A 16,589-nucleotide genomic window follows, 5' to 3' on the forward strand; every position below is an offset into this window, starting at 1 on the left:
GAAGGTCAGTTTCGGGCGCCGTCGAAGTGCGCCGCAGCCACTGCTGCGGACGCTGCCAGGGCAGCCGCCATCGCGCCCGCGACCGCGGACTCCAGAGCGATGGTGTGGCCGAACATGTCGTGCACTGTACGGGCCGAACGGAACCGGGCGCGAGCGATTTTCGCTCGTGCCCGGTGCGGCGGTGTCAGTGCGGCAGTATCAGTTCAGCGGAGCCGAACGCCACCAGCGCAGGACCTTATCCTGTGCGCCCGCCAAACCGTCTGCGTACATCAGGAATTGGGCGCGCTTGTTGTCGCCGGTGAAGGCGGTGACGATCTTCGGGCCGTCATTGACGAATTTGTAGTTGGTGTAGGACTTTCCGCCATTGGCATCGGTCGACTTGGTGGCGTCCGAGGGCAGATTGCTCAGCACCCTCTGCACATCGGAGGCGTTCTTGTAGACGTAGATGGTGTAGAACGGATCGTCGTTATCGCCGCCGCCGTAGCAATCCCACTGCGCGGCCCAGGCCCCGAAGTCCGGACTGCCTGGGGTGGGCAGGGTCAGATCGCCGGTCTTATGGGCATTGCATTTAGCGCCGTTGTAGCCGACCGAATCCGATTCGCTGGCGGGCACCATGCGCGGGAACTCTTTGCTGATCGATGCCGCGGTGGCATCGATCGAGCCGCCGCCATTCGACGAGGAAGACGAGGTCGTGCTGCCGCCGCCGCTGGTCGTCGATGAACCATCTTTGGACACCACGCCGATGATCGCGAGCACGATCACCAACAGCACGACCAGACCGATGCACAACGCGACGATGAGCCCAACATTCGACTTACGCGGCGGCGGGACCGGGCGCGCCCCGCCCATCGGCGGCCGGGGTGCACCGGGCGGCGTCGCGAAACCGAGCGGCTGCTGGTTGTGGAGCTGCTGGTTGTGCGGCTGCTGGTTGTGCGGCTGCTGGTGGTAGGGATTGCTCGGATGCGACTGCTGCTGCGTCGGCGCGGGCTGCACCGGCTGCGGGTGCTGGGTGCCCTGCGCGGGATTGACGGTCGTCTGCGCCAGCTGCTGTGGCTGCATGGTGTGCGGTCCGCTGGTCTGCGGGTACGCCCCGGCGGTCTGCGGGTACGGGCCATTCGTCATCGGCGGGATACCGGTCATGGGCATCGGCTGTCCGGTGACCGGCCGTGGCGCACCCGTCACCGGAATCGCCGGTCCGGTACCCGGACGCGGGCCGCCGACCACCGGCATCGCCGGTGCGCTCGGATTGGTGAATGCCTGCTTGGCCGCCAGCGCGAACTCCGAGCAGGAGGCGAAACGGTCATCGGGTCGCTTGGCCATGGCCTTGGCCAGTACGGCGTCCAACTGGTACGGCAGACCGGGACGGACGCTGCTCAATGCCGGGGGCGTGCCCTGCAGATGTCCCTGGATCACCGCCGCCGGATTGGTCGCCGCAAATGGACCGGAACCGGTGAACAGCCAGAACAGCGAGCACGCCAGCGAGTACTGGTCCGAGCGGTGATCCAGCGATGCGCCGGTCAGCTGTTCGGGCGAGGCATAGGCGAGGGTGGCGGTGAAGGTGCCGGTCTGGGTGAGATGTCCGGTGTCGTCGCGCAGGCGCGCGATGCCGAAGTCGGTCAGATAGACCCGCTCACCGCGCCCACCGCCCGAGCGGGCCAGCAGGATATTCGCGGGCTTCACATCGCGGTGCAGCACGCCCATGCCGTGCGCGTAGTCGAGCGCGTCCGCGGTCTCCTTGATGATCTGCACCGCGCGTTCCGGCGGCAGCGACTTCGGCTCGACCGACGCGGCATCGATGCCATCGATGTACTGCATCGAGATCCACAGCTGCTCGTCCTCGAGGCCGCGGTCGTAGACGGTGACGATATTCGGGTGATCGAGCTGCGCGACCAGATCCGCCTCCCGCTCGAACCGCGCGCGCACCTCCTTATCGAAGAACATCTCCCGATTCAGCAGCTTCAGCGCCGTCATCCGCGGCAGTCGCGGATGCTTCGCCAGGTACACCGAACCCATGCCACCGCGGCCCAATTGCCGATCGATGACATAACCGGCGAACACCTCACCGCTGGCCAGCATGTCTGCTCCACTTCCCGCCGCGTACCGGGACCCACCGGTGCACAGGCGTACAGCATAAGAACGCGCGATCAGGACCACCTGACCACGGAAAACATCGAAACCTTAGCAGGATTCGCTTAAGCCCTGGTTATCGTCGACTTATAGGTATCGCATGCGACGCCGATAGCGCACCGCTATGGCGGAGGCCGCGGTGCGGGGCCCGGCGGGGTCCGCCCGGGGCGACGCGGGATGTCGGGCAGAGCAATGGTATTCGGCCGCACCGACCGTCGCGGCGGCAGTGGCAGACGCGGCTGTGATGATCTCGGCGGCTCGGACGCGCCGCGGCTGGTCGGCTCCGCCGGTCGGGCGGTTCGGCTGCTCCCGACTCGCTCGGAAGTGTTGGGGGGCAACGGATTTTCGGATGGCGCCGAGTTTCCGGAGGGCGCCGAGTTTCCGGAGGGCGCTGCGTTTCGGGACGGCACCGAGTTTCCGGACTGCGCTGCGTTTCCGGACGGCACCGCACTTCCAGACGGCACCGCGCCTCCAGACGGCACCGCACTTCCAGACGGCACCGCGCCTCCAGACGGCACCGCACTTCCAGACGGCACCGCGCCTCCAGACGGCACCGGATTACGCGGCGGACCGGCATGGTGCGGCGATTCGGTGCTGGTACGCGAATCATGGCCCGACGGCGGACGATACGCCCCGTGCTGCCCGTTCCCGTGCTGCTGGTGCGGGTGCGGGTGCGGGTGCGGCCAGGACGACACCAGCGCCCGCCGAGCCGCCACGGCGAATTCGGTACAGCTGCCGAACCGGTCCGCGGGCTGTTTGGCCATGGCCCGCATCAGCACCGCGTCCAACCCGGGCGGCACATCGGGGCGATATCGGCGCAGCGAAGGTATCGCCCCGTGCAGATGTCCGTTGATGACGGCCATGGGATTCGCCCCATGGAACGGCCCGACCCCGGTCAGCATCCAGAACAGCGAACAGGCCAGTGAGTACTGATCGGCCAGATAGTCCGGCTTCCCGGTCAGCTGCTCCGGCGCCGCATAGGCCAGGGTGGCGGTGATGGTGCCCGGGGAACTCAGCGTGGACTCGGTGCCGCGCATGCCCGCAATGCCGAAATCGGTGAGCAGCACCCGTTCCGGCTGCCCGATCGGCGCCTTGGCCAGCAGGATATTGGCCGGTTTCACATCGCGGTGCAGCACCCCGTTGGCGTGTGCGAAATCCAGGGCGGCCGCGGTATCGGCGATGATCTGCACCGCGCGACCCGGCGCGAGCACATTGACATCCGCGCAGGAGGCATCCGCGCCGGGCACGAATTGCATCGAGATCCAGAGCTGTTGATCCTCGGCGCCGCGGTCGTAGACGGTGACGATATTCGGATGGTCGAGCGTGGCGACCAGATCGGCCTCCCGCTCGAAACGACGCCGGATCTCGGCATCGGTATACAGTTCGCGCTTCAACAGTTTCAACGCGGTCAGACGCGGCAGACGTGGATGCTGGGCCAGGTATACGGTGCCCATACCGCCCTGGCCGAGCACACGTTTAATGGTGTAGCCAGCGAAAACGTCGCCAGTTCGCAGCACAGTGGATTCACCCCCCATATTCGGGTCGAGCACCTGGATCCTACCGATGTATCTGTTGGCGTGGCCCCGGCGCAACATGTTCGTTGCCGTCCGCTGCGGCCTTTCGGCGGCCCGTTGACGGCTGTGTCGGAGACGTTGTCGGTGGCAGTCGATAGGCTCGGCCCCATGCGCATTGGAGCACACGTCCGGCTCGACAGCGATCCGATCGGCTTCGGTGAAAAACTCGGCGCCGAGGTCATCCAGCTGTTCGTCGTCGACCCGCAGAGCTGGGACAAGCCGACCCCGCACCCGCGGACCGAGGAGATCCTCGCCAGTCCGATCGATGTGGTGGTGCACTCGTCCTATCAGATCAATGTGGCCAGCCTGAACAACCGCCTGCGCATGCCGTCGCGCAATGCGGTCGCGCAGCAGGCCGCGGCCGCCGCCGATCTCGGCGCGTTCGGCCTGGTCGTGCACGGCGGACATGTCCGCTCCGACAGCGAGCTGGACACCGGAATCGACAACTGGCGCAAGCTGTTCGAACGTCAACAGGACAAGGGCGGCTTCGCGGTGCCGATCCTGATCGAGAACACCGCGGGCGGCAATCACGCCATGGCCCGGCATTTCGATTCGATCGCCCGGCTCTGGGACGCGGTCGGCGATTTCGGCGCCGGCTTCTGCCTCGACACCTGCCACGCCTGGGCGGGCGGTGAGGATCTGGTCGGCGTCGTCGAGCGGATCAAGGCCATCACCGGCCGCATCGACCTGGTGCACCTGAATTCCTCACGCGACGAATTCAATTCCGGCGCGGACCGGCACGCCAACTTCGCCGACGGCACGATCGATCCGCAACTGCTCGCGGAGGTATGCCGCACCGCGGACGCCCCGGTCATCCTGGAGACCCCCGCCGAGGGCGTCGCCGATGACCTGGCCTATCTGCGGGAGCACCTCGGCTGATTCCATCCTCGGCCCCGGCCGGGCAGTCCGATGGGCAGAACAGACCGGCGGGTAGTCGGGCAGAACAGACCAGCACAAGCAGTCCGGACCGCGAAGGCAAGCCCGCAACGAACCGCACGTAGCGCCGCGGGACAGCGGAAGGCGTTATCCGGCAGGTGGTCGCGGTGGCGAGTTCGCTGGTGAGCCAGACCAACTCGTCGTCGGTGACATGCGTGCCGTTGCCACCCGCACGTCGCGCGCCGCATGCCGGGCCCCGTCTCAACCCGGACAAATCGGCAACGAGCAACCCGAATCGCAAGGACTCAATCGGCAACGGGACACCCGGACCGCGGCGCGCGCCGGGCGGCGGCGAAATCGGCGCGGACCGGACAGCGACCAAGCCGGCACAGACCGGACAACGACCAAACCCACGCAAGCCGGACAGCCACCCAAATCCGCGCGGACCGGACAGCCACCAAGCCGGCACAGACCGGACAACGACCAAACCCACGCAAGCCGGACGACGGGAACGACAGCCCAGAAACGTCGTTGCGATGGCGCACTGAGCCGGGGCGTGGGGCAAGCGCCGTTGGGATCACGACGACGAAAACCCTGGTTGGAGTGCCTATTTCGGTGGTGTGCTCATGGTGCATCAACCGATTTCAATCAGCGAAGGTGATCCCTATGACGGTCGACTACGCCCAATCCACCGCCACCGTGACCAAGCTCGGTGCCCGCATCGGCGCCCAGGTCGACAATGTCCGGCTCGGCGGCGATCTGGACGCGGGCACCGTCGAGGTGATCCGGCGCGCCCTTGTCGAGCACAAGGTCATCTTCTTCCGCGGTCAGGACCAGCTGACCGAGGACGGGCAGTACGAGTTCGCGCAACTGCTCGGCACCCCGACCACCCCGCACCCGACGGTCACCTCGCACGGCGTCAAGAGCCTGGCCATCGACTCCGAATACGGCCGGGCCAATAGCTGGCACACCGATGTCACCTTCGTCGATCGGATCCCGAAGGCCTCGATCCTGCGCGCGGTCACCCTGCCGTCCTACGGCGGATCGACCACCTGGGCATCCACCGTCGCCGCCTACGAGTCGCTGCCCGAACCGCTCAAGCGCCTGGCCGAGAACCTGCGGGCCGTGCACACCAATATCTACGACTACGCCGCCACCAATGTCGACCGCAGCACCCCGAACACCGCGGCCTACCGCGCCGAGTTCCAATCCGATTTCTACGAGACCGAGCATCCGGTGGTGCGGGTGCACCCGGAAACCGGCGAGCGTGCCCTGCTGGTCGGGCACTTCGTCAAGCATTTCGTCGGCGTCTCCACCAGCGAGTCCCAGGCCCTGTTCCGGCTGTTCCAGGACCGGGTGACCCGGCTGGAGAACACCACCCGCTGGAACTGGCAGCCCGGTGACGTCGCCATCTGGGACAACCGCGCCACCCAGCACTACGCCATCGACGACTACGACGACCAGCCCCGCAAGCTGACCCGGATCACCCTCGCCGGCGATATTCCGGTCGGTGTCGACGGCGTCAAGAGCACGGTGCAGCACGGCAATGCCGAGCACTACTCGATCATCGAGGAAGTCTCGCCGCTCGCATCGTGACGGCGACCGCACGGCTGCCGCCGCACCTCCGATTGTGCTGCGGCAGTTGAGGGGCCGTGCGGTCCACCTACCGGGCCGTAGCCGAGCACGAGGTCGGGCCGCTGCCGGGCGGCGCGATAGTACACACTGAACCCCATGAGTATCAGCCCGCTGGACGGGGTTCGCGTCCTGGAACTCGGCAATTACATCGCCGCGCCGACCGCTGGTCGCATCCTCGGCGACTTCGGTGCCGAGGTGATCAAAGTGGAGCGGCCGAAGGCCGGAGATGAGCTGCGCAATTGGCGGCTCTACGGCGGCGATACCTCGATGCTGTACCGCACCATCAACCGGAACAAGAAGTCGATCACGCTGGATCTACGCACCGAGGCGGGCCGTGGCATCGTGCTCGACCTGCTGCGGCACTGCGACGTGCTGCTGGAGAACTTCCGTCCGGGCATGCTCGAGAAGTGGGGTCTAGGCCCGGAGGTGCTCGATGAGGTCAATCCGGATCTGGTGATCACCCGGATCTCCGCCTATGGGCAGACCGGCCCGTTGGCCGCACGGCCCGGTTTCGCCGCGGTCGCCGAGGCCGTGGGCGGTCTGCGTGAACTCGTCGGCGATCCGGATCGGCCGCCGGTGCGGGTCGGCGTGTCCATCGGCGATTCGATCGCGGGCATCTACGCGGCTTTCGGGACGGTGATGGCACTGTTCCAGCGCGAACGCACGACCGGATCGATTCCGCTCGGTGAACGCGTTATCGACGTGGCTTTGAACGAGGCGATTCTGTCGGTGATGGAATCGTTGGTCCCCGACTATCTCGCGTACGGCATCAACCGCGAGCGCGTCGGCGGCCGGATGGAGGGCATCGCACCGAGCAATGCCTATCCGACCAGTGACGGCGCGAGCATCATTATCGGCGGCAACGGTGACGCCATCTTCCAGCGCTATATGGAGGTGATCGGCCGCCCGGACCTGGCCGCCGATCCGGAGCTGCAGGACAATGCCGGACGCTGGCGCAACCGCGAACGGCTCGACGCGTGCATTGCCGAATGGACCGTGCGGCACACCCGCGACGAGGCACTGAAACTCCTGGAGGCGGCCGCCATCCCCTGCGGCCCCATCTACACCGCCGCCGATATCGTCGCCGACGAGCAGTACCATGCGCGCAATATGATTCAGCCGTTCCCGGTCGATGTCGGTGCGCCGCAGCCGAAGACGGTCGGCTTCCCCGGCATCGTGCCGGTGATCGGCGAAAAGTCGCTGCCCATTCGCAATGTCGGCCCGGATCTGGGTGCGCACACACGCGAGGTGCTTTCGGAACTGCTCGGCATGAGCGCGGCCGATATCGACGGGCTGGAGGCGTGATGCGCGCCGGTATCGACGCGGTGGTGGCGGCATGACGCGACGGGTTTATGGCAGGCGTCGGCCACCGGGGCGCAACCTGCGTGAATTGCGCGCGCCCGGCCACGCCCGCCCCACGATCCACCCCACCCCGGCGAGCAATGAAAAGCCGTGTGGTGGTGTGATGTGCGTCCCGCCGCACGTGCGCCAGGCACCGCCGGTTCGGGATGCGCTGGAGGAAGAGTGATGAGCGCTGCAGCGCATAGCGATTCGACGAGGGGCGATGGTCGCGTGACGGGCGGGCCCGAGTCCATCCTGCGCGATGTGACGCTGCGCGACGGATTGCAGCTGACCGGAAAGGTGCTGCCGGTCGAGCGCAAGGTGGAGATCGTGCGCCGCCTGCTCGCGCTCGGCGTGCCCGCGTTGGAGATCGGCTCGATGGCCCGCGCCGATCTGGTGCCGCCGATGGCCAACACCATGGAGCTCATTGCCGCACTGACTCCGCAAGAGCTGCAACGCTGTTGGGTCTGGGTGGCGACACCGCGCCATATCGAGAAGGCCGCCGCCGCGGGCGTGCGCAACTTCCAATACTGCTTCTCCGCATCGGATGCGCACAATAAGGCCAATATCGGCCGCAGCACTGAGGACAGCGTCGCCGCCATGCCGGACGCGGTCCGCTTGGCCGAGGAGGCGGGCGGCGAAATCCAACTCTGCCTCGCCACCAGCTTCACCTGCCCCTTCGACGGCCCCGTCGACCCGGAGCGAGTCCTGGCCATCGCCAACGACCCGCGCACCGAGGGCGCCGCCGATATCGTCATCGCCGACACCCTCGGCCAGGCCCACCCGACCCAGGTGTCCGCACTGATCTCGGCCGTACGCGACCGAACCCCGTACCGCCGCATCGTCTTCCACGGCCACGACACCTGGGGCATGGGCGTCGCGAATACCCTCGCCGCCCTGCAAGCCGGTGCCACCATGGTCGACGGCTCCCTGGGCGGCCTCGGCGGCTGCCCCTTCGCCCCCGGCGCGAGCGGCAACACCTCCACCGAGGACATCCTCTTCGCCACCCGCCCCACCTGGTTCACCCCACCCGTCCTGGCCGACCTGGTCACCCTCACCGAAGCCCTACTAACCGAACTGGCCGAACCCAACCGCTCCCGCACCGCCGAAGGCGCTCGCTCCAAAGCCCCCGCCTTCGAATGGGTCATCACCCGATAACGGGGGCCGCCGCACACGCAGTGTGAATGGCGCGTACCGATTTACCGCTCGGTGCGGGCCGGGGTGAACTGGTAGTGCCGGAAATCGCGGACGGGCTCGAAACCGATGGCGCGGTAGATCTTGTTCGAGGTGAGGTTGGCGATATCGGCGAACAGGCAGACGTTCAGGCCCTGCCAGCGCAGGGTGCGGGCCACATGGGCGGTGAGGATGCTGGCGTAGCCGTGGCCGCGTTCCTCGGGCGGAGTGTAGACCGGGCCGATCCGGGACCAGCCGAACACCGGAATCTGGTGCGCGGCAAGGCAGACGGGACGGCCGTTGCGTTCCCACAGCCACCAGCGTCCGGTCGCGATCCGGTTCCGGATGGCGATGGCGTTCAGGCTCGGCGGTGGCAAGCCGGATTCCATGCGCATGTCCTCGGTCCAGCCGACACACAGCGCCACATCGGATTCGGTTGCGCGCCGCGGTGATCCGGCGGTCTCGGGAACACTCAGTTCCGCGAGGCGGTAGAGGCGGGTGGAATACGCCTCCACGAAGTCCACGCCGTGGCGCCGCCCCCAGCGCTCGGCGAATTCGGTGGCGTCGTCGATCGCACCCTCGACCCCGCTCACATCCGGGGCAACCTCGGCCATCGCATCGGCAACGGCCGCAACACTTCCCGCGGGCAGCTCACCGAGGTACACCCCACGTCCAGCGGCGCGCATGGCGACGCCGATAACCGTCGCGTCGTCATCGTGCACGGACAGGAACCGTGACAGTTCGGCATCGGCCTGCATGCCGGTGAGGTGATTGGCAATGCCCGTGGTAATCACCGTGTGCCGCAGCGGATCACGCAGCAGGAAGGCCTCGGTGACCGCCCGGTACCGCGCGGCGTCGGCGGTGATCTCGATCCTCATACCGAATCACGCTAGAGCCCGAAAGCCCTGCGCGCTCGCGATTTCCCACGCCGCCGTGCCGCGGCAACGCCCGCTTCAGCCGGTTCGCCCCGCTCCATCGGCGCGCATCTTGAGCAGGACCAATCCGGCGGTGCACGCGAGAATCAGTCCGGCGACGGTGATTTCGACATGCAGTCCAGCGATGCCGAGTACTGCTCCGACGATGCCGCCGACAAAAATCAGCCAGGCCGCTATCCGCAACAGGAGCGCGGACAACGTGCGTTCTGGCGGGTTCGACACGACTTGCTGCGAGTTTTCCGTGGCCGCCGATTCGTCGGCCGCGCCGGAGTCTCGCAACGGAGTTGTCGAGTAAGCTCCCATCATCAACTCCTTGATGACGCCGATCAGAGTATTGCCCTCGCGCAGATTGCACCGCGCGTCTCTCATCTAGGTACTGGCGTCTCACGCGTAACTTTGATCACACACGCTACGGCCACGGGACGTGGTTCGACTACGACACGTGCCCGCGACACGCCGAAGAGACCAATTCGATATCTGAATTAACGATGTTTAATATGCGCTGGCGCCGCAAGTGCCCAGCGTCTTCTCATCTGGCCGGGGCGACCGGCCTCGATTATTGTTGAGCCCCACTCGAACTACGAGGAGTGTCACCGATGGAGCGCAGCAGGGCCAAGATCGCGGGTCCGGCGATCGCCGTGGGCGCGGTCTCGCTCGGGCTCGTACTTATCGGAGCCTGCGGGCTCGGTAAGCACGACACCTACGTCGCACCCCCACCGATCAGATCCGCGAACGACGCCGCCCCGGTCGTCCGCGCGGGTACCACCTCGGCAGTGCCGAAGGTGCACATCCCACCGTCGCCGAGCTGGCAGGTCGCGCCGCCCGGACCGCCGCGCAAGCCGGTCGGATTCACCGATCCCTCGACCTCGCCCGAGTTGACGCCTCGGTCGTCGGCGCCCTTCACCGCGCCCGGGTCGCCGCCGATCGCCACGACCGAGTTCGAGTCGACGCCGGGCGCCAACCAACGTCCGGCCGTCGTCGAGCCGACCGAAGAGCCGCCGACCACGACGCGCCGCCCGGCGACCGCCCCGGGTTTGTACGGCGACTCCGACGGATAAGCGAAACGGCGGCGCATGCAACCGCATACGCCGCCGTTCGGAGTTACCGCGCTCTACAGCTCCGGCAGGTCGTAGTCACCGACCCTGGCGCTGAGCACGCGCAGATGATCGAGCCCACCGCCGAGCGTGCGCTCGATCGCGGTGAGCCGGGCAACGTAGTGGCTCACCGGGTACTCCGCGGTGACACCGATACCGCCGTGCATCTGGATCGCCTCCTGGCCGATGTGCCGAGCCGAGCGACCCACCTGCAGCCGCGCCCGCGACTCGACAACCGGATCATTGGCGCCGTCGGCGAGTGCGGCATTGGCGTAGAGGCTCATGCTGCGCGCCAGTTCCAGTGAGACGTACATATTCGCCGCCCGCTGGGTCAGCGTCTGGAACTTCGACAGCGTGACGCCGAACTGCTTGCGCGTCTTCAGATAATCCGTCGTCAGCCGCAGCGCCTCCGCCATCGCACCGATGGACTCCGCACAGAGCGCGGCCTGCGCATGGCCGATGGTCACCTGCACCGCCTCGGCGGCGTCGATATTGTCACCGAGCAATTCGCCTGCAGCCTTGTCGAATTCGATCTGCGCACCGCGCTGACCGTCGACCGTCCGATACGACTTGCGCTGCACCCCGGCGGCATCCGGACCGACCAGGAACAGCCCGGTGCCACCGCTCGGCAGCACCGCACTGACCACCAGTTCATCGGCACTGTCACCGTGCGGAACCGGATTCTTCAGACCCGTCAGCACCCACGAATCCCCCTGCTGTACAGCGGTGGTCGCGAGTTCGGTGGACGGCCAGCGGATACCGGGTTCGGCATGAGCGAATGCCAGCAGCTTGGTGCCGCCGGCGACCTCGGGCAGAATCCGCTGCCGCTGTTCGGCAGTGCCGACCCGCGCGACCAGACCACCTGGCACCAGCACCGCGTCCACGAGCGGCTCTGGTGCGAGGCGACGCCCGATCTCCTCGAGTACGACCATCGTCTCCACCGGACCGGCGCCGACGCCGCCGTCCTCCTCGGTGAAGCTCAGGCCGAGCACGCCGAGCTCGGCCAGCTGGTTCCAGACATCGCGGCTCCAGCCGAGTTCGGTGTCGGTGACCTTCAGGCGGGTCTCGGGATCGTAGTTGCGGGCCAGCAGGTCGCGAACCGTGTCGCGCAGCATGACCTGTTCATCGGTGAGTTCGAAATCCATGGCGGTGCCTCACAATCCGAGGATCGTGGAGGCGATGATGGTGCGCTGCACCTCGCTGGAGCCTCCGTAGATGGTGGTCTTGCGGTAGTTCAGGTAGCCGGGGCCGCTGCGCTGCGCCCAACCGGGCGAGGCGATGTCATCGGCGCCGACCGGCAGCGCGTCCTGGCCCGCGATATCGAGCAGCAGCTCGGTCGCGGCCTGCTGCAGTTCGGAACCGCGCAGCTTGAGCACCGACGAGGCCGGATTCGGCTTACCGTCCGAGGAATTCGAGACCACGCGCAGCTGGGTGAGTTCCAGCGCGAGCAGTTCGTTCTCCAACTCCGCGAACCGGGCGGCGAACAGCGGATCCTCGAGCAGCGTGCCAGCACCCGACTTGGTCTGGCGCGCATATTCCTTGGCGACGCCGAGCTTGACCTTGGTGCGGCCGACACCGGTAATACCGGTGCGCTCGTTGCCGAGCAGGAACTTGGCGTAGCTCCAGCCCTCGTTCTCCGCACCGACCAGCTGATCGGCGGGCACCCGCACATTCTCGAAGAAGACCTCGTTGACCTCGTAACCGCCATCGATGAGCTTGATCGGGCGGATCGTGACACCGGGAGACTTCACATCGAACAGCAGGAAGGAGATGCCCGCCTGCTTCTTCGGCGCGCTCGGATCGGTACGGACCAGGCAGAAGATCCAGTCCGCGTACTGGCCGAGCGTGGTCCAGATCTTCTGGCCGTTGACGATGTAGGAGTCACCGTCGCGCACCGCGGTGGTGCGCAGCGAGGCCAGATCGGATCCGGCGTCGGGTTCGGAGAAGCCCTGACACCACCAGATATCCAGGGCGGCGGTCGGCGGCAGGAACCGTTCCTTGATCTCCTGCGAGCCGAACTGCGCGATCACCGGGCCGACCATCTGGGCGTTGAATGTCAGCGGCTCGGGCACCGAGGCCAGCTGCATCTCGTCCTGCCAGATATGGCGCTGAATCGGGGTCCAGTCCTTGCCGCCCCACTCGACCGGCCAGTTCGGCACGGCCAGACCGTGGTCGTTGAGGATTTTGTGTGCGGTGACGATGTCCTCGCGAGACAGCTCGTGGCCGTATTTGACGCGGTCACGGATGTCGGCGGGAATCTCGGTCCGGTAGAAGTTCCGCAGTTCGTCGCGGAAGCTCACCTCGTCGGGCGTCAGACTTAGTTTCATACACATCTCCCGGTGTGTCTCGTACGTCCGGGTCAAACCTACCCCCCGGTAATCTCGCACTGTCGAGTGGGTCACAGCGGCAGGCCGCGCAGGTCCTGCCACCGTGTCGCGTTTCGAACAGCGGCCAGCCGCGGGGGATCGCGACTCCCTGGGCAGCGACAGCGGCGAACTGGTACGTTGCTGCACGTGGGTCGGGGCAATCCCCGTGTTCGGTATCGAGGAGAACGAGTGAACGGCAGATCCATCGCACGTGCCGCCGCGGCAGTGACATCTCTCGGCGTTGGTGCGGTTGTGGCCCTCACCGGCACGGCGGTCGCCGAGCCTTCTCCCATCGACACCGGACTCGAACAGCTGACCACCGCCGCCGGACCCGATCCGGCCGCGCAGGCAGGTGTCGGCGCACTCAACCAGTTCACCAAGCTGGTGGACATCGCCGAATTACGCAATGTCTCAGCCGCTTTCACCCCGTTCGCCTATGCCGCGCCGACCTTCGGCTGCGGCAGCAACGGCCCCGTCACCACGATCATCGCGGCCGCCTCCACCGACGGCGCCACCCCCAACGGCGCGGTCGATCCGCTGCCGGGCACCCTGCGTTTCAGTGCCACACCCGCGCACACGGGCTCGCCGCTGGCTTCCGGCCTCGTCGTGGCCTGGCTGAACGTCAATACCGGCGCGAGCGGTCTCAGCACACTCGACGACCGGACCGAATACGGCCCAACGCTGTCCAAGACCGTGGCCAGCGGTCCCGGCACAGTCATCGCCTCGATGTGGGGCATCATCGACTACCCGTTCGCACACTGTCTAATGACCCCGACAGTCGGGATGTTCTACGTACCGGACCGTCCAGTGGTAGCGCCGCCGCCCCCAGCACCCGATGCCGCAACACCGCCCCCCGCCCCGGCCGCAGCGGACACCCCGCAGACGCTCCCCGCCGCCCCGAACCAGGCCGGACCGGTGGCGCGCAGCGAGATCGCACACCAGAACAACTAACCCCGCCCAACCCATCAGAACCCTCACCCCACCACAGGTAAGCAATCCCCCCAACCACCTGATCAGTCGAGAATGCGCTGGTGCAGGGGGTTCTCGGCATTTGCCTGCATGAGCGCATGGTGATCGTTTGTCCAGGGCCCGGCCCGACCGAGCATCCAGCGCGACTGGATGCTCAGCGCGACTGGGCGCCCAGCTCAGCTGACCTCTCAGCGAATCTTGCCGAAGAATGCGCGAATATCGGCTACGTGCATATCCGGCAGTTCCATTGGTACGAAGTGGTTTCCGGTGTTGCCCTCGGGCCAGTGCGCAATGATGTTGTCGCGCTCGGCGAGTCGCCGCATTAGTGCCGAACCACCCGCGTAGACGCCGGTCGGCACTGCCTTTTGGCCGGTGGGCCAGACGAATCCGCCGTCGCCGAGTCCGTTGTACATCGGCCAGGACGAGGTGCCCGCCGTATTGGTGAACCAGTACAGGCTGATATTGGTCAGCAGGTGGTCGCGGTCCATGACATCCTCGGCCAGTTCGGCCAGCGGGGTGAATTCGTGGAACTTCTGCATCAGCCAGGCGAGCAGGCCGACCGGGGAGTCGGTCCAGGCGTGCGCGAAAGTCTGAGGAGCGGCGCGCAATAGCGTGTGGTGGTTCACGCCGCCGCTCATCCAGCCCTGCATCTGATCCCATTCGGCGCGTTCGTCCGGTGTCATGGTCGGCACATCGGCCTCGGTCGGCATGCCGATGCCGCCGTCGATATGCACACCGACCACGCGTTCCGGTGCGACGAGGGCCATTTCGGGTGCGATATAGGCCCCGAGGTCACCGCCTTGGACGCCATAGCTGGTGTAGCCGAGCCGGTCCATCAGCTCGACCCACATCTCGGCCACCCGGCGTACGGTCATCCCGGTATCGCGCGGCCCTTCGGAAAAGGCGAAACCGGGAACCGACGGGACGACGACATGGAATGCCTGCGCCGGATCCAGCCCGTATGCGCGCGGATCCGTCAGCGGGCCAATGGTTTTGGTGAATTCGACAAACGAGTTGGGCCAGCCGTGGGTCAGGATCAGCGGCAACGCATCCGGCTCGGGCGAACGCACTTGCAGGAAATGCACATCCAGACCGTCGATTTCGGTGATGAACTGCGGGAACTCGTTCAACGCCACCTCCTGCGCGCGCCAGTCGTACCCGGTGCGCCAGTACTCGGCCAGTTCCTTCAGGTACGCGACGGGAACACCGCGCTCCCAGCCCTGTCCCGGCAGCTGTGCCGACCAGCGGGTGCGCGCCAGCCGATCGATCAGATCGTCGATATCGGCCTGCGGAATGTCGATGCGGAAGGGGCGAATGGCGTGCCCGCCCATCGCCTGGGCGTCACCGCGGATCGAATCGCTACGCACTGCTGCATGTTCACTCGTCGCCCGACCGCTGCCCCGCACGGAATCGCTACGCACTGCTGCATCCATCTGTATCTCCTTAGCTGATCTCGGTACAACAAGGACGCTACGAGGCATATAGGACCATCTATGTCCTAGTTCTCTGGAATCCTGAAAATCATGAACGACACCCCCGCCCGCCTGCTGCGTCTGCTGTCACTGCTGCAGACACCACGCGAATGGCCGGGCAGCGAACTCGCCGACCGCCTCGGCGTCACCGACCGCACCGTGCGCCGCGATATCGACCGCCTGCGTGAACTCGGCTATCCGGTCGAGGCGAGCATGGGCGCGACCGGCGGCTATCGACTGGTGGCTGGCGCAGCGATGCCACCGCTGCTGGTGGACGATGAGGAGGCGGTCGCCATCGCGGTGGGATTACGCGCCGCCGCCGGATCGGCCATTGCCGGTATCGAGGAGTCCTCGGTCCGTGCGCTCGCCAAGCTGGAACAGGTGCTGCCCGCGAAATTGCGCCGCCGGGTGCGGGTGCTCGGCACCGCGCTCGTGCCGCCTACCGACGACGGCCCCGCCGTCGATCCGGAGATACTGACGGCGCTGGCCGCGGCCGTAACCAATAGGGAGCGTGTACGTTTCGGGTATCGAGGCGAATCCGGCGCGCAAACCCGCCGTCACATCGAACCACTCGGCCTCGTCCCATCCCGGCGCCGCTGGTATCTCGTCGGCCACGATGTGGACCGCGACGACTGGCGCATCTTCCGGGTCGACCGTATCGAACAGCCCCAGCCCACCGGCGCCCGCTGCACCCCGCGACCGCTGCCCGCCGCAGATGCGGCGGCCTACGTCGCTGGCCGCCGAACCAATTGGGGCACACCGTCGTTCCGCGTCCGGATCACCATCCAGGCTCCGGTAAATCGGGTCGCTGGCCGGCTCGGCGATGCGCCCGGCGATATCGCGGCGATCGACGACAACTCCTGCCTACTGGACGTCACTCGCGACGACGATCCGACCTGGCTGGCCTACCGGCTCATCGACCTCGGCGCGGATTTCCAGGTGCACGAACCGCCCGTGCTGGTGGACCGGCTGCGCGCGATTGCGACCCGCATCACCAACGCCATCACCTAGCCCGATCACCCGCCGT

15 protein-coding genes are annotated in these 16,589 nt (G+C 66.8%); 8 read left to right on the forward strand and 7 right to left on the reverse strand.

What is annotated here, in order from left to right:
• Window positions 1-198: 198 nt before the first annotated feature.
• Complete coding sequence (locus tag ACWEO2_RS24245) at window positions 199-2,076, reverse strand: protein kinase domain-containing protein (RefSeq protein ID WP_452407387.1); 1,878 nt, start codon at window positions 2,074-2,076, stop codon at window positions 199-201.
• Between the two features lie 173 nt (window positions 2,077-2,249).
• A complete protein-coding gene (locus tag ACWEO2_RS24250; RefSeq protein ID WP_452407388.1) occupies window positions 2,250-3,677 on the reverse strand; it encodes a protein kinase domain-containing protein in 1,428 nt (475 codons plus the stop codon).
• Between the two features lie 132 nt (window positions 3,678-3,809).
• Here ACWEO2_RS24250 and ACWEO2_RS24255 point away from each other — a divergent pair, with 132 nt between their 5' ends.
• From ACWEO2_RS24255 to ACWEO2_RS24275, 5 genes are all read left to right on the forward strand, one after another.
• Window positions 3,810-4,580, forward strand: a complete 771-nt coding sequence (locus ACWEO2_RS24255; RefSeq protein ID WP_354961522.1) for a deoxyribonuclease IV — start codon at window positions 3,810-3,812, stop codon at window positions 4,578-4,580.
• 663 nt (window positions 4,581-5,243) lie between these two features.
• Window positions 5,244-6,173: a TauD/TfdA dioxygenase family protein gene (locus ACWEO2_RS24260; protein ID WP_452407389.1), complete on the forward strand. Its 930-nt coding sequence runs from the start codon at window positions 5,244-5,246 to the stop codon at window positions 6,171-6,173.
• A gap of 135 nt (window positions 6,174-6,308) precedes the next feature.
• A complete protein-coding gene (locus ACWEO2_RS24265; RefSeq protein ID WP_452407390.1) occupies window positions 6,309-7,517 on the forward strand; it encodes a CaiB/BaiF CoA transferase family protein in 1,209 nt (402 codons plus the stop codon).
• 31 nt (window positions 7,518-7,548) lie between these two features.
• Window positions 7,549-7,740, forward strand: a complete 192-nt coding sequence (locus ACWEO2_RS24270) for a hypothetical protein (RefSeq protein ID WP_354959094.1) — start codon at window positions 7,549-7,551, stop codon at window positions 7,738-7,740.
• Window positions 7,740-8,711, forward strand: coding sequence for a hydroxymethylglutaryl-CoA lyase (locus tag ACWEO2_RS24275; protein WP_452407391.1), 972 nt, complete (start codon window positions 7,740-7,742; stop codon window positions 8,709-8,711). The genes ACWEO2_RS24270 and ACWEO2_RS24275 overlap by 1 nt, the downstream gene beginning before the upstream one ends.
• Window positions 8,712-8,752: 41 nt before the next feature.
• On the opposite strand, the gene ACWEO2_RS24280 is transcribed toward ACWEO2_RS24275, so the two are convergent.
• Together ACWEO2_RS24280 and ACWEO2_RS24285 are read right to left on the reverse strand one after the other, a co-directional pair.
• Window positions 8,753-9,604, reverse strand: coding sequence for a GNAT family N-acetyltransferase (locus ACWEO2_RS24280; RefSeq protein ID WP_452407392.1), 852 nt, complete (start codon window positions 9,602-9,604; stop codon window positions 8,753-8,755).
• A gap of 75 nt (window positions 9,605-9,679) precedes the next feature.
• Window positions 9,680-10,030 carry a hypothetical protein gene (locus ACWEO2_RS24285; protein ID WP_452407393.1) on the reverse strand — a complete coding sequence of 117 codons (351 nt, stop codon included), beginning with the start codon at window positions 10,028-10,030 and terminating at the stop codon, window positions 9,680-9,682.
• A 227-nt stretch (window positions 10,031-10,257) separates the two neighbouring features.
• Here ACWEO2_RS24285 and ACWEO2_RS24290 point away from each other — a divergent pair, with 227 nt between their 5' ends.
• On the forward strand, window positions 10,258-10,719 hold the full coding sequence (locus ACWEO2_RS24290; RefSeq protein ID WP_452407394.1) for a hypothetical protein: 462 nt from the start codon (window positions 10,258-10,260) through the stop codon (window positions 10,717-10,719).
• A gap of 53 nt (window positions 10,720-10,772) precedes the next feature.
• Here ACWEO2_RS24290 and ACWEO2_RS24295 read toward each other — a convergent pair whose 3' ends face one another.
• Both ACWEO2_RS24295 and ACWEO2_RS24300 read right to left on the reverse strand, forming a co-directional pair.
• The gene (locus tag ACWEO2_RS24295; RefSeq protein WP_452407395.1) at window positions 10,773-11,900 is read right to left on the reverse strand and encodes an acyl-CoA dehydrogenase family protein; all 1,128 of its coding nucleotides are present in this window, start codon (window positions 11,898-11,900) and stop codon (window positions 10,773-10,775) included.
• Window positions 11,901-11,909: 9 nt separating this feature from the next.
• Window positions 11,910-13,082, reverse strand: a complete 1,173-nt coding sequence (locus tag ACWEO2_RS24300; protein ID WP_354959088.1) for an acyl-CoA dehydrogenase family protein — start codon at window positions 13,080-13,082, stop codon at window positions 11,910-11,912.
• Between the two features lie 228 nt (window positions 13,083-13,310).
• Here ACWEO2_RS24300 and ACWEO2_RS24305 point away from each other — a divergent pair, with 228 nt between their 5' ends.
• Window positions 13,311-14,072 carry a hypothetical protein gene (locus ACWEO2_RS24305; RefSeq protein WP_452407396.1) on the forward strand — a complete coding sequence of 254 codons (762 nt, stop codon included), beginning with the start codon at window positions 13,311-13,313 and terminating at the stop codon, window positions 14,070-14,072.
• A 206-nt stretch (window positions 14,073-14,278) separates the two neighbouring features.
• On the opposite strand, the gene ACWEO2_RS24310 is transcribed toward ACWEO2_RS24305, so the two are convergent.
• Window positions 14,279-15,523 (reverse strand): epoxide hydrolase family protein, encoded by a 1,245-nt coding sequence (locus tag ACWEO2_RS24310; protein WP_452407397.1) that lies wholly within the window; start codon window positions 15,521-15,523, stop codon window positions 14,279-14,281.
• 90 nt (window positions 15,524-15,613) lie between these two features.
• Here ACWEO2_RS24310 and ACWEO2_RS24315 point away from each other — a divergent pair, with 90 nt between their 5' ends.
• The gene (locus ACWEO2_RS24315; RefSeq protein ID WP_452407398.1) at window positions 15,614-16,573 is read left to right on the forward strand and encodes a helix-turn-helix transcriptional regulator; all 960 of its coding nucleotides are present in this window, start codon (window positions 15,614-15,616) and stop codon (window positions 16,571-16,573) included.
• The last annotated feature ends 16 nt before the right edge of the window (window positions 16,574-16,589 follow it).

This window comes from Nocardia sp. NPDC004278 (genome assembly GCF_053602975.1).

Excerpts from the sequence above, each read along its gene's own strand:
- ACWEO2_RS24245 (WP_452407387.1), bottom strand. The coding sequence starts at position 2,076 with ATGCTGGCCAGCGGTGAGGTGTTCGCCGGTTATGTCATCGATCGGCAA.
- ACWEO2_RS24255 (WP_354961522.1), top strand. The coding sequence starts at position 3,810 with ATGCGCATTGGAGCACACGTCCGGCTCGACAGCGATCCGATCGGCTTC.
- ACWEO2_RS24260 (WP_452407389.1), top strand. The coding sequence starts at position 5,244 with ATGACGGTCGACTACGCCCAATCCACCGCCACCGTGACCAAGCTCGGT.
- ACWEO2_RS24265 (WP_452407390.1), top strand. The coding sequence starts at position 6,309 with ATGAGTATCAGCCCGCTGGACGGGGTTCGCGTCCTGGAACTCGGCAAT.
- ACWEO2_RS24270 (WP_354959094.1), top strand. The coding sequence starts at position 7,549 with ATGACGCGACGGGTTTATGGCAGGCGTCGGCCACCGGGGCGCAACCTG.
- ACWEO2_RS24275 (WP_452407391.1), top strand. The coding sequence starts at position 7,740 with ATGAGCGCTGCAGCGCATAGCGATTCGACGAGGGGCGATGGTCGCGTG.
- ACWEO2_RS24280 (WP_452407392.1), bottom strand. The coding sequence starts at position 9,604 with ATGAGGATCGAGATCACCGCCGACGCCGCGCGGTACCGGGCGGTCACC.
- ACWEO2_RS24285 (WP_452407393.1), bottom strand. The coding sequence starts at position 10,030 with ATGAGAGACGCGCGGTGCAATCTGCGCGAGGGCAATACTCTGATCGGC.
- ACWEO2_RS24290 (WP_452407394.1), top strand. The coding sequence starts at position 10,258 with ATGGAGCGCAGCAGGGCCAAGATCGCGGGTCCGGCGATCGCCGTGGGC.
- ACWEO2_RS24295 (WP_452407395.1), bottom strand. The coding sequence starts at position 11,900 with ATGGATTTCGAACTCACCGATGAACAGGTCATGCTGCGCGACACGGTT.
- ACWEO2_RS24300 (WP_354959088.1), bottom strand. The coding sequence starts at position 13,082 with ATGAAACTAAGTCTGACGCCCGACGAGGTGAGCTTCCGCGACGAACTG.
- ACWEO2_RS24310 (WP_452407397.1), bottom strand. The coding sequence starts at position 15,523 with ATGGATGCAGCAGTGCGTAGCGATTCCGTGCGGGGCAGCGGTCGGGCG.
- ACWEO2_RS24315 (WP_452407398.1), top strand. The coding sequence starts at position 15,614 with ATGAACGACACCCCCGCCCGCCTGCTGCGTCTGCTGTCACTGCTGCAG.